12 protein-coding genes and 1 tRNA gene are annotated in these 12,444 nt (G+C 46.5%); 9 read left to right on the top strand and 4 right to left on the bottom strand.

The genetic code is table 11. The features are described 5' to 3' along the window. Positions 1-25: 25 nt before the first annotated feature. Entirely contained in the window at positions 26-2,374 is a 2,349-nt protein-coding gene (locus tag V1L52_RS12805) for a patatin-like phospholipase family protein (protein ID WP_428770179.1), read from the bottom strand. A gap of 85 nt (positions 2,375-2,459) precedes the next feature. Between V1L52_RS12805 and V1L52_RS12800 the strand changes: the two genes are divergently transcribed. The 3 genes from V1L52_RS12800 to V1L52_RS12790 all read left to right on the top strand — a co-directional run bounded on the left by V1L52_RS12800 (position 2,460) and on the right by V1L52_RS12790 (position 5,553). Next, complete coding sequence (locus V1L52_RS12800) at positions 2,460-3,872, top strand: MBL fold metallo-hydrolase RNA specificity domain-containing protein (protein WP_428770178.1); 1,413 nt, start codon at positions 2,460-2,462, stop codon at positions 3,870-3,872. 76 nt (positions 3,873-3,948) lie between these two features. Continuing rightward, positions 3,949-4,674, top strand: coding sequence for an SIMPL domain-containing protein (locus V1L52_RS12795; RefSeq protein ID WP_428770177.1), 726 nt, complete (start codon positions 3,949-3,951; stop codon positions 4,672-4,674). Between the two features lie 42 nt (positions 4,675-4,716). Continuing rightward, complete coding sequence (locus V1L52_RS12790) at positions 4,717-5,553, top strand: hypothetical protein (RefSeq protein ID WP_428770176.1); 837 nt, start codon at positions 4,717-4,719, stop codon at positions 5,551-5,553. A gap of 6 nt (positions 5,554-5,559) precedes the next feature. Here the strand turns inward: V1L52_RS12790 and V1L52_RS12785 are convergent, their stop codons facing one another. Beyond that, positions 5,560-5,826: a type II toxin-antitoxin system RelE/ParE family toxin gene (locus V1L52_RS12785; RefSeq protein ID WP_428770175.1), complete on the bottom strand. Its 267-nt coding sequence runs from the start codon at positions 5,824-5,826 to the stop codon at positions 5,560-5,562. After that, the gene (locus tag V1L52_RS12780; RefSeq protein WP_428770174.1) at positions 5,819-6,076 is read right to left on the bottom strand and encodes a type II toxin-antitoxin system prevent-host-death family antitoxin; all 258 of its coding nucleotides are present in this window, start codon (positions 6,074-6,076) and stop codon (positions 5,819-5,821) included. Before V1L52_RS12780 ends, V1L52_RS12785 begins: the two co-directional genes overlap by 8 nt. Positions 6,077-6,221: 145 nt before the next feature. Here V1L52_RS12780 and V1L52_RS12775 point away from each other — a divergent pair, with 145 nt between their 5' ends. The 4 genes from V1L52_RS12775 to V1L52_RS12760 all read left to right on the top strand — a co-directional run bounded on the left by V1L52_RS12775 (position 6,222) and on the right by V1L52_RS12760 (position 9,369). Then, on the top strand, positions 6,222-7,763 hold the full coding sequence (locus tag V1L52_RS12775) for a bifunctional metallophosphatase/5'-nucleotidase (RefSeq protein ID WP_428770173.1): 1,542 nt from the start codon (positions 6,222-6,224) through the stop codon (positions 7,761-7,763). A 235-nt stretch (positions 7,764-7,998) separates the two neighbouring features. After that, entirely contained in the window at positions 7,999-8,646 is a 648-nt protein-coding gene (gene deoC / locus V1L52_RS12770; RefSeq protein ID WP_428770172.1) for a deoxyribose-phosphate aldolase, read from the top strand. After that, positions 8,643-9,041: a cytidine deaminase gene (locus tag V1L52_RS12765; RefSeq protein ID WP_428770171.1), complete on the top strand. Its 399-nt coding sequence runs from the start codon at positions 8,643-8,645 to the stop codon at positions 9,039-9,041. The genes deoC and V1L52_RS12765 overlap by 4 nt, the downstream gene beginning before the upstream one ends. A 49-nt stretch (positions 9,042-9,090) precedes the next feature. After that, complete coding sequence (locus V1L52_RS12760; protein ID WP_428770170.1) at positions 9,091-9,369, top strand: hypothetical protein; 279 nt, start codon at positions 9,091-9,093, stop codon at positions 9,367-9,369. A gap of 102 nt (positions 9,370-9,471) precedes the next feature. Here the strand turns inward: V1L52_RS12760 and V1L52_RS12755 are convergent. Then, positions 9,472-9,543, bottom strand: a tRNA-Cys gene (locus V1L52_RS12755). An 80-nt stretch (positions 9,544-9,623) separates the two neighbouring features. Here V1L52_RS12755 and V1L52_RS12750 point away from each other — a divergent pair. Together V1L52_RS12750 and V1L52_RS12745 are read left to right on the top strand one after the other, a co-directional pair. Then, on the top strand, positions 9,624-11,381 hold the full coding sequence (locus V1L52_RS12750) for a glycoside hydrolase family 3 protein (protein WP_428770169.1): 1,758 nt from the start codon (positions 9,624-9,626) through the stop codon (positions 11,379-11,381). Next, positions 11,378-12,427 carry a GNAT family N-acetyltransferase gene (locus V1L52_RS12745; RefSeq protein ID WP_428770168.1) on the top strand — a complete coding sequence of 350 codons (1,050 nt, stop codon included), beginning with the start codon at positions 11,378-11,380 and terminating at the stop codon, positions 12,425-12,427. The genes V1L52_RS12750 and V1L52_RS12745 overlap by 4 nt, the downstream gene beginning before the upstream one ends. Positions 12,428-12,444: the final 17 nt, after the last annotated feature.

The raw sequence follows: 12,444 nt of genomic DNA, 5'->3' as shown, positions 1-12,444 counted from the left end.
CGCAAATGCCGAAAATGTAAATATTTTAATACAGGATATTGCCGAAATCGCAGGAAATAAAGGGCGATATTTTACCGTCCGAATTTCCCGCACCGGCGCAGACTCTCATGCCGAACATATCTTTTATGCGCAGTCCCGCTCCGGCTGAAGCACGCCATGCCAAATCGGGTTTGTATAAAAAACTTTCGTAATCCGGCCATACGTCGCCGACAGCCCCGTTGACCGAAAAAAATATCTGTCCGCCCAAAACGGTAAGCTGTTCCCAAGGCTGAATTTGAAGGCTCAAGGACGCAGACGCCTTGTGTACACCGAATTTCCGTTTTGCCGTAACATGGGGAAAAAACATTCTGTCTTTTAAATTAAAACCGTACACGGGAATCAGAGAAGGCACTTTTTTTAGCAGCTCCGAAGGGCTGCTTCCTGCAAAAAGACTGCATAAAACCGTTATACGGGATGAAAGCGGAATTGCGGCGGTAAAGTCCGTTGTTATACGCTCAAAGGCGGCGGTCTTATAATCGCCGCCCAAGGGAAAAACCGCCGAAGGCTGCGTCGCCGAAAAAAAGCCGCGTGTCGGAAAGGTGCGGTAGTTTAAATTGCTGAATGTGTAACATGTTGAAAGTTCCGCCGCAAAATCAAAGCCGGTTTTATTGTAGGCATCAAAGAGCCAAGGACTGTGTTCCGGTACCGCTTGACGTGTGTCGAGCCAATATAGACCGGCCTTATTTAAAAGTGTGTGGCGCTGATTGAATAAAATACCGACTCCGGTTTCCAAGCCCGCGCGTCGTATAAGGCTGCCGCCTGCCGGATGAAAGTCGAAATTGCTTGAAAAAAATTCGGGTTCATGCGATACCGAAACTTCGGTTTGAAAAAAAGCTTTAGGTCCCAAAGGCCGGAAAAACAAAAATTCCAAAGCGGTATTGTTTACATAAGATATCTTTAAAGACAAAGCCGAACCGGTTCCGCTTAAACCTCTGAATTGTAAGGCTGTAGACAGGGTAAGAACGGCCGATGATGCCGAACTTGCCGTTCCTGCAAAATTCAAGCTTTGCAAAAGCAAACCGTTTTCATCGGGTTTTTGATGTAAGTACAGCTCAAGTACGTTTTTGCCGCCGCGCACGTCGATTCGGGGAACCGCTGCAGTGTAATTACCCGTATCTATTACGGCCGCACTCAGACGGTGCCAGGCTTCTTTTGTAAAGGGTTTACCCGCCATACGCGTAAACAAGTGTTCTATATAATGTTTGTCGGATTGTTTACAGCCTTTTAAAATCAAGGTGTCGGGACAGGCATAGGGCAGATTTGCATAAATACTCTTTTGCCGATTATTTTTATTTTCTTCAATAAAGATGAAGGTTTGATTTTCTTCCGGTTCGGAGTTTTGCTTTTTTTCGGCGGATTCATCCGATAGGGAAAAAATCTTTTTTTTCAACTCCGATAGAGCGCCCCTGTAGCGCTCGGCTTCCGCTTTGCCGCGGTTATAAATTTCTTCGGCACGAAGATAATCGAGCATCGAAAAATCGCGGATATCCGGAAACATAGTCAAATCGGTGAGTTTGTAATCCTCTTTTCCGCGTATAACCTGCTGCATTGAAGTCATCTGTTCGAGAACCTTCAGCGGGCTGGAGTCGAGGTCTCCGCTCTCTTTTTTAAGCGGGTTTGAGATTTCGATACCGATGATAATATCATAACCGAGATTCTTTGCCGCTTTGACGGGAAAATTATCGCGTACACTGCCGTCAATATACTGACGGCCGTCGATGTCAAAGGGTTCAAAAAAACCGGGAATGCTCATGCTAGCACGCATTGCTTCGGTTAAATCGCCCTGTTCAAAAATAACTAACTCGCCGCTCAGTAAGTCCGTTGAAGCGGCACGGAACGAAACAGGCAAACTGTCAAAATCGATATATGAAGGTATTTTGACCGTCAGACTTTTTAATTGATCAAAGGCCTTTTGACCGGTAAGAATTCCCTTGCCTAAATTAAGGGAAAAATCCGCGCCGAGTTTTAAAGCGAGAGGGTTTGCCGGAATTCCGTGTTCGTTTAAGGCATGTTCAAACGGAGAAAAATTATCGTTGCGGAATATATCGGTCCAATCCAGATAGAGTACCGAATCACGGATTTCACTCGGTGTATATCCTGCACAATACAAACCGCCGATAATGGCGCCCGCACTGGTTCCGACAATCATATCGACGGGAATGCCCAATTCATCTATGAGTTCTAAAAAAGGAATATGTACAAAACCGCGTGCCCCGCCTCCTGCAAGAACCAAGGCTACGCTCGGTCTTTTTTGCTGCAGTTCCGCGGCAGGTATGAGGACGGCACAAAGTAAAAGGGCGCACAAGGCGATGTGATGTTTTCGTTTGAACGTCATACGGAATTATATGAAAAAGATACGGTTTCTGTAAAGGGTAAAAAGCTGCGTTGCAAAAAGCGGTTTTTGATGTTACTATATATGTATGAGTGTTTCGCTGTATTCGTTAGGAGCCGCGCAGGAAGTAACAGGCTCAAAGCATATCTTTGAAGTTGACGGCCGCCCTTTTATGGTTGACTGCGGAGCTTTTCAGGGAAAACGTAAAGAAGCCGATGAAAAAAACCGCAGATTCGATGTTCCCGCGGATAAACTGGAAGCGGTTATTTTAACTCACGCCCATTTCGACCACTGCGGCCTCTTACCCTTAGCGGTAAAAAAGGGCTTCCGCGGCAATATCTATTCGACGGGCGCAACCAGAGACTTGGCAAACCTTATTATGATGGACAGCGCCCGCATTCAAGCCCGCGATGCCGAATATTTGCGCAAACAGGCCGCCAAAAAAAAGGAAACCTTTACCTGGCAGCCTCTTTTTAACGAAAAAGACGTTGTGCTCACCGCCAATCAGTTTGTCGCCCTCTCATATCAGCGTAAAATGTATATCGCCCCCGATGTTGAATTGGAATTTTTTGACGCCGGTCATATTCTCGGTTCGGCCATAGCGATGGTAACGATAAAAAATCAAAAAGGCGGCGATATCCGCATTGCATATACGGGCGATTTGGGCCGGAAAAATAAGGCTATTATCCGCGACCCCGACACGAATATTCCCGCCCCCGACTACATTTTTTTGGAAAGCACCTACGGAGACCGCCTGCACGAAGGTTCCGATATTGCAATGAATGAATTGGAGCAGGTTGTACGCCGTGCGGTTGCAACAAAGGGAAAAATCATCATCCCCGCCTTTGCCATAGAACGCACCCAGGAGCTTGTATACTACTTTCATTTGCTGGTCGATAAAAAGCGAATTCCCGAAATTCCGATTTATGTGGATTCTCCGATGGCGACCAATGCCACAAGCATTTTTCAAATACACCCGGAATGTTACGATCAGGAAACCTTCAACGCTTTTTTAACCCACCACAAAAACCCCTTCGGTTTTAATGCCCTGTCGTTTATTACCAACGTTGACGAGTCGAAACTCTTGAATAAAAAAAGCGGCCCCATGATTATCATTTCCGCCGACGGTATGTGTGAAGCCGGCCGGGTGGTTCATCATCTTGCAAACAATATTTCACAAAGCGAAAACACGGTGCTGATTGTCGGTTACATGGCGGAAAATACCCTCGGCCGCCGCATAGCCGACGGACACAAAGAGGTGCGCATAATGGGCGAATGGTACAAGGTGAATGCCGAAGTTCACCGTATCGCCGCCTTCAGTGCCCACGCCGACTATGCGGAATGTAAAGAATGGCTCGACAGTATCGACACCTCACGCCTTAAAAAAATCTTTATGGTACACGGAGAAAAGGGGGTTCAGGAAACCTTTTTAAATTACCTGAACACAAACGGCTACAACGACGTCGACATCGTAAAATACGGAGAAACTTTTTCACTGTAGACAGCCTTTCTTCCGAGACCTGCCGATTTTTGTAGCCTTTTGTATGCTCAAGTGTTTATACTGTATCGGAGGTTATATGAAAAAATACGGACTGTTAAAAATCAGTGCAATGAGCCTTGCATTTGTGCTTGCGGGTACTATGCTTTTTGCCGCGTCAAAACCTGAAAACACGGGTGTACAGGTTACGGGAACGGGTATTGTAAGCATTAAGCCGGATACGGCGCGCATACGCCTTGCCGTGGTTACCGAAGACAACGAAGCCGCCCAAGCCGCTTTAAAAAACGCCGAACTTATGGACGCCGTTATAAAGGCCGTTCAAAAAGCGGGAATCGCCGCAGAAGATACGGCGACACGCGACTACAGCGTATACCGTCAATCGCGCTATAATTCAAACACGGGTACAAACGAATTTCGCGGTTACCGCGTAAGCAATAACCTGACCGTTACCGTGCGCGACATTGCGCAGACGGGAAAAATCATCGATGCGGCTTTACAGGCCGGAGCAAACGAGCTTTCGGATATTTCGTTTTATGCGAATGACACATCGACGGCATACGAACAAGCGCGTAAGCAGGCTTTTTTACACGCACAAAATGCGGCCGAAACCTTAAGCAAGGCATCAGGTAAAAAACTCGGTAAAGCGCTTTTTATCGAAGAATACCAAAATCATTCGGCTTACCGCAATTCGGCCGATTATGCCCTTGAAGAAAGAGCTATGAAGACAAGCGCCGTTTCGACCCCGATTACACCCGGCGAAACGGAAGTGTCGGTTACCGTCAAGGTTGTGTTTGAGTTTAAGTAATCCGCGTGCGGAAAGCTGAATAAGGTTCAATTTGCACATACTATGAACGACGCACAATGGCGCGCTTTGCAGGAATTTAAAACCGATTTTAAATCACAGGTGAGCGCGTGGCAGGCTCAAATCGAAGAGGCGGGACTCCTTGACCAACTGCAAAGCCTTCAAAAAAGGGCGGCGGACAGGGACGGCGTTCCGCTCTATTCTTTGGACACGCCTCTCGTGTATAACAGCGCGCTCGACGACATTCAAAAGACGGACGATATACGCATTATTTTAATCGGCGACAATCCCGGAAAAGACGAGCAGCTTGCGCGTAACCGCCGCTATCTGGTCGGCCAATCGGGGAAAATCGCCGACGGGTTTTTCCGTAAAAATCCGGAGCTGAACATCGATTTTCGCAAAAACGTACTCATATTGAATAAAACGCCCCTTCATACGGCAAAAACAAAGGAGCTTGCACTCATCATCAAAGAAGGCAATCCCCTTTTTGCCGAAATTATAGAGGAAAGCCAAATCCGGCTTGCCCGCGCAACCGTCCGCCTGCACCGCGCATTGTACGAGGCCGATGATACGGGAAACCCCTGCAAGCTTTGGCTTATCGGTTATGCCGAACTTCGCGAGCGCGGCCTTTTTTCGGTGTACCGCGATGCTTTAAATGCGGCCTATGCCGAATGTTCCGCACGGGCTGCACCTGCGCCGATTTCAGTATCTGCACCGTCCGAGAGAAAATCCGGCTGTGCGTCGCAGGTGTTTGTCTATCAGCATTTTTCGATGAACCGCTTTTTAATCGATTTAAAAGAAAGGTCGCACAGTTCTCTTTCGCTTGCCGAAAACATTGAACACGTCGGCCGTGCCCACCGCAAAGATATTTTAGGTTGGTAGAAGAAGTCAGCTCTTATAAATTGTTTTATGACTTCCGACATCGATAGGGATAATTTCTTTTTCATTGATTTGAAAATCAATCGCTATTCTGTACTGCATATTAATCGACACGGAAAATAATTCCGAAAATTTATGAAGGCGCAATGACGGATGATAGGGGTTTAATTCCAAAAGCTGAAGCGTTTTTTCATACTGATTTTTTAAATTACCGTGTTTTTTTAAAAAGGCTCGCGCTCTTTTTTCATAGGACTCGGTAAAAATCAATTTATACATTCGTTACTCTTTCAATATGAGCTTCCACTCCGTCCGTATAAAACCTGCCTGCTGCAAGGTCGGCCTTTGATTCCCGAATGGCGGCTTCAAGTTCCAATTCCCGCATACGGTTATAATCGTCAATTTTTAAAACAACATATTTTTCTTTTCCGTGAACGGTAATAATTGCATTGTGATTTTTTTCAACAACCGAGTCGATAAGATTTACTCCCCGAACTTTTAAATCGTTTGCCGTAATTGTCATATCCATTACAATGTCCTCTTTTATAAATAATACTATAAATCGTACTATTTAGCAAGCGATTTTCTTAGCGAACACTTTTTTCCGATACGCCGAAAATCTCCTTTACGCTGCTATGAATACGTTGTATAATTATCCTAGAGGAGGCGTGAGTATGAGAAAAACATTTTCGGTAATTGCCGTATTTGCGGCGATTTTTATGTTGTTCGGTTGTGCAACCGCACGCCGGCGGGATGCAAATGCCGAGTATATTTTAACCGTGCTGCATACAAACGATCATCACGGCAGTCCGCTTGCCAAAGAAGGGAAGGGAGGTCTTGCCGAGCGGGCAACCTTTATAAAGAGCGTGCGGAATACGGGAAAAAACGTCCTTGTTTTGGATGCGGGCGATATGAATGCGGGAAGCGCATTGTCAAACATGTTCCATGCAGAACCGGATATCCGTGCCTATAATAAAATCGGCTATGATGCGGTTGCTCTGGGTAACCACGAATTCGATTCGACATTGGAAAAATTGGAAAAGCAAATTTCATGGTCGGAATTTCCGTGGATTTCGGCAAACATAAAAAAGGGGAGTTCGTATTTTGTAAAGCCCTATATCATCAAGGATTTTGAAGGTTTCCGCGTCGGCATTATGGGACTTACCACACTGCGCACTCAGGTTATCGCCCAGCCCGATAAAAGCCTTACCTTTATCGACGAAATTGAAGCTGCCCGTAAAATAGTTGCGGAATTGCGGAACAAAAAAAAGTGCGATATCGTTATTGTTGTCGGGCACGTCGGCAACATAAAGGAATCGGAAGACCACACTACTTCTCTTATGATAGCCGAAAGCGTTCCCGGTATCGATTTATTTATCGACGGTCACTCCCATGCAAAATTCGAAAAACCGGTGCGTGTCGGCAATACCTACATCGTTTCGGCCAATGAATGGGGTAAATTTATGGGAAGAGGCCGCATAACCGTAAAAAACGGGGCTTTAATTTCCTTCGATTGGACTCCCGTTGAAATTACTACGGCCGCCTTTCCGCCCGATCCTGAAATCATCGCCTTACTTAAACCCTATAAAGAAAAGGCCGATGCGAGCTTAAAAGAGGTTGTTATAAAAACCGCCGCCGAATTCGAGTTCGGAAGCAAGCTGAGCCGCAAAAAAGAAATCGCTTTGGGCAATTTGGTATGCGATGCGCAAACCGCGTATCTTGCTTCAATCGGCGTTCCCGTCGACTTTGCGATAACCAACGGCGGCAATATCCGCACTCACTTGCCCGAAGGAGACGTTACTCGTGAAGATATTTTAACGGTTTTACCCTTTGAAAACCGCGTTTACGTTGTAACACTGAAGGGCGCGGATGTCGTTAAATTGTTCGATTTTATAGGAACGATTCCGCAGGGAGCCGGAGCCTTTGCACAGGTTTCCAAAGAAGTTAAAATGACGCTTAATTACGATGCGGGTAAAATACAGGATGTAACGATAGGAGGGAAGCCCATTGATTTTTCGCGCTCTTATAAGATAGCCGTAAACGATTATCTTGCAGGAGGCGGCGACGGTTACCTTGTTTTTAAGGAAGCGACGGAAACGTTTAATACCTCGATGCTTTTAAGCGATGTCGTAATCGATTATGTGCAAACTTTGGTTCAGCCCATTGTACCGAAAGTCGACGGCCGCATAAAGATAATCGGCGGTATGGCTTTGTAAAAGGTTTAAAGCGGGCGTCTGAAATAGCGCCGCCCGCTTTACCCTGATTTTTGCCCCTTGTAATTGCGAAAGGCAAAACTCCCGTTATTTACGGTACTTTCTTATTTGCGTTACGAAAGCAAAAAGAAGGTGTATTTATAAATTTATAAAAATAACCGATAGTCTAAAAACGCATAAGCGTTTATTATATATTGAAAGTTGACATTTTCGTCTTGACTTTTTATAGGAGTAAAAAATGAATACAAATCAGTACATTGATCACACGATTTTAAAGGCGGATGCCCGTGAGGCGGATATTGTCCGTTTATGCGCCGAAGCAAAAGAATATAAGTTTTGTTCGGTATGCGTGAATTCCTGCTGGGTCCCCCTCGTATCCCGTGAATTAAAGGGAACGGATGTTAAGGTTTGTTCCGTTATAGGCTTTCCCCTGGGAGCGATGAGCCGCGAAGCCAAGGTTTTTGAAGCCGAAAATGCGGTTAAAAACGGTGCCGCGGAAATCGATATGGTTATCAATGTAGGATTTTTAAAAGACGGAAAATACAAAGAAGTTGAAGATGAAATCCGCGCAATAAAAACGGCAATCGGAAACGCCGTGCTTAAGGTTATTATAGAAACCTGTTATTTAACCGACGACGAAAAGCGCAAAGCCTGCGAGCTTTCCGTTGCCGCACAAGCGGATTTTGTTAAAACCTCGACCGGTTTCGGAACCGGCGGAGCGACCTTTGAAGATGCGCAGCTTATGCTCGATACGGTCAAGGACAAAGCCAAGGTAAAAGCCTCGGGCGGGGTGCGCGATGCACAAACCGCAAAAAAATACATAGACATGGGTGTCATGCGGCTCGGAACAAGCAGCGGTATTAAGATTATCGAAGGTTCAAAATGAAAAGCGATACCGAATTGCTCCAAATCGCCTTAAAAGCGCGTGAAAAAGCATACGTTCCGTATTCTCATTTTAAAGTGGGAGCCGCTTTGGAAACAAAGGACGGCAAGGTTTATGAAGGCTGTAATATCGAAAACGCTTCTTACGGCTTAACGAACTGCGCAGAGCGTACCGCTTTTTTTGCCGCTCTGGCCGACGGCTGCCGAAGCGGTGATTTTGTCAAGCTTGCGGTTGTCGGTCAAACCGAAGACGTTATTTCTCCCTGCGGTGCCTGCCGTCAGGTTATTTCGGAACTCGGAGCCGACTGTGAAATCGTTTTGGCAAATCTTAAGGGTAAAATACATAAAACGAATATTCAAAGCCTGCTTCCCGGTGCCTTCGGTGCAAAAGATTTATAATATTGACCAAATAAACGAAAATTTTTATACTGTATTCAGGTAATATAGTATGTATGCAATTCACTATGATTTTGAAGGGAACCCGTCCGAAAACGGTGATGTACAAATTTATGAGGGCGTGCAGTCCGAAATAAAAAAAGTATTCGCAGACTACGGTTTTAAACGGCAGAAAGAGTCCCTGTATGTCGGCGGCGCGGATATAGACGCTGTCAGTGCTTTCAGATGCGTTATGGCTTTGAATGAGGCAACAAAAGACTGCAAGTCTTTGAACGAAAGGCTCAAAAACATCAGAATTCTTGAGGTCGAGAAGAATTCGGTACCGAATTAAGCGGGAGCGATTTAAAGGATTTTTCCGGACCGGTTTCGGCCGACAAAAAAGGCCGGGACTGTCTTAAAAGCATTCCGCTTTTTTGACAATGCCGGCCTCTGAAGGCGCCAATCAGAATCGAACTGATGCATAACGGTTTTGCAGACCGCTCCCTTACCGCTTGGGTATGGCGCCGTATCGGATGTTTAATCAGTATATATTTTTTTTCCGGTCTTGTCTAGTATTAAATCCTTATTTTATGTATACTTGTTTTTATGACCGTTACGCATAAATGCCTCCGCTCGTATAGGATATGTGCGCTTATTTTATCGTTTGCTTTTTTTTCGGTTTTTTCTCTTTTTGCGGTTATTTCCGATACGGAAAAAATCGACTTTTGGAGCTCTTATCCGCATGAAGAACTTGCCGATGCCATCTGTTCGCGCATGAGCGATGAGGAATTATTTGCTCAAATACTTATGTTCGGCTGGGCCGGGCAGGAGGCTTCGCCGCTTTTAATCCGCTGGGTAAGCGAACGCGAGTTGGGCAGTGTAAAGGTATTCGGCTGGAATACGGACGATATAGTGCAGGTTGCCCGGGCGGTAACGCTTTTGCAAAAAAAAGCGCAGGCAGGCCGTTTTAAAATTCCCCTCTATGTTGCAACGGACCAGGAAGGAGGCCCCATCCGCCACGTAAAAGGACGCACGAGCGATACGCCCGGTAATTTGGCTATCGGAGCTTCCGCTTATCCGGCCGATGCATGGTACAGCGGTTATTATATTGCAAAGGAATTGCGCGCCTTGGGCATAAATATGAATTTTGCGCCGACGGTGGACTTATACACGAATTTCGACTCAAGCGTTATCGGCATCCGCTCCTTTGACCATGATCCGCATTTCAGCGGAGTAATGGGTGCCTCTTTTGCCGCAGGTTCCATGGCTGCAGGCGTTATTCCGACGGCAAAGCATTTTCCCGGCCACGGCGATACGGGGGCGGACTCGCACGGCAAGCTTCCGGTTATAGACATCGATTTGGAAACGCTGCGTTCGCGGGAATTGATACCCTTTGAATATTTAATCCGCTCTCATATTCCCGCCGTTATGTCGGGACACTTGAATTTTCCGAAAATCGTCGGAGGAAATAAACCCGCCTCCCTTTCGGGCTTTTTTTTAACGGATTTACTGCGCGGTACAATGGGCTTTGACGGCCTAATCATTACCGACGATATGATGATGAACGGGGCTACCTCGTATACGGGGGCAGTGTCTGCGGCCGTTTCGCTTGCCGTTGAAGCCGGAAACGATATTGTTATTTCATCGACAACCGCCCAATGGGAAGAACCCTTATGGAATCATAATATAGAACGCATGAAAACCGATTTAAAATTCAGGCAAGCCGTGTTTCGTGCGGCAAAGCGGGTAGTGCTTTCAAAATTAAAGTATTTTAAGGGAGAAAATCCCGTACCGCTTTTTCCCGATATAACGGGAATTGATTCCGCCGTTCCCGACCCCGAAGCGGAGACTTTTTTTACCGCGCAGGCCGCGCGAGCGATAACCGCATATAAGGCCGGTCTTTTACCCTATTCTCCCGAAAAAGCCGCATCGGACAAAATTCTTGCGGCAGGGCAGTTCCGCGACTTTTTTGCCGAGGCGGACAGGAGCTACGACGGTGTGCGTTACTTTTTTTTCCCTTATACGCTTGATGCCGAACAAATACGGGAAAAAGCCGAAGAATTGGCATCTCTTGCGCGCGGCTTTGATACGATTATATTTTGCGTTGCAAACGATACGTCGCGAAGGGTTGTCTCTCGGGCAGCTGCCCGTCTTTCCGGGCAGGGGAAAAAGTTCATCGTCATATCGGTTTTGGAGCCCGTTCATGTTCTTGATTTTACCTGGGCGGATACGATTTTATTGGCATACAGTTATTCTCCGTTTTCATTTCGGGCTGTTTTTTCGGCTTTGGCGGGCGATTTTGTTCCGAAGGGGCGTTTGCCCTTAAATATGAATGTGCTTCACGGAGCGGAGGCGGAACGGTGAGCGGCTGCGATAGCATACGCGGACGGGATTCCGGCCAAGGGAAGCGCCGGGATGCCCGAGGAAATAAAAAACAATACGCAGGCCGCCTTTTTCTGCGTCCGATACGGCCGGACGATGTGCCGAAGATTTTGAATTTTTTACATCATTTTGAATACAGCTGTACGGCTCTATCTTCCCTTTTTGTACAGCGCAGCGGGCCTGAAGACCGTTTCCGTTTTTCTCTTCCCGCTCGGAATGCTTGCTTTGTATTGGAATTGTGCGGCAACGGGTCCGGCGATACTTGCATTGCGGGGCTGTTATCTTATTCTTCTTCCGGACTCCTTTATTACTGCCTCCCCTTTATGGAAAAAAACGATGAAAATACCCGTACCTTCAACTCCGGTTTTTGCGGGGAAACCGTACGGAATACCGATGAACTACGGTTCTTGTGTACCGAATTTCTTGAAAATCATTGTGCCGTACCCCCTCTTTCAAGTATGATGGGAGGGACACAAGCGGGAGCTTTTTTGGAAAGCTGTATGTCAAAAAAAAACACGGAAGCCCGCGAATGTAAACTTATGTCCTTGACGGCGAATCCCGGAACTTTCCCCTGTGATTATAAAGATGAAACCTTGAAGCGCTACCGGCTGCGCCGCTGTACCCGTGCCGATTCCGATCGTCTTTTTGATTTAATGAAAGCCTATTATATTGAAGAAGTGCTGCCGGCCGGCATGATTTTGAACGATAAAGACATGCGTCTTCTTTTAAGTCGGCGTCTCAAAAATCAGCTTGTTTTTGCCATGGAAAACGAAACGGGAGAATATGAGGCTATGGCCGCAACAACCGCTTTGGGCATGCACTATGCGCGGCTCGGAGGCGTCTATACCCTGCCTGAAAGCCGCCGCCGAGGACTTGCCTCTTTTTTGGTCAGACAGTTGAGTACCGAATTATTAAGACTGCACTACATTCCCGTCCTCTTTGTACGTACCGCCAATCCCGGCGCCGAAAAAATGTATGCAGCCTGCGGTTTTTCCGTATGCGGCGGTTACAGAATTGCGTATTTTTAAAAAAAAGGGCTGCCGAA

The organism is Treponema sp. HNW (genome assembly GCF_050320395.1).
Classification (GTDB): domain Bacteria; phylum Spirochaetota; class Spirochaetia; order Treponematales; family Treponemataceae; genus Treponema_C.
This window is presented reverse-complemented; position numbering and strand designations above follow the sequence as displayed.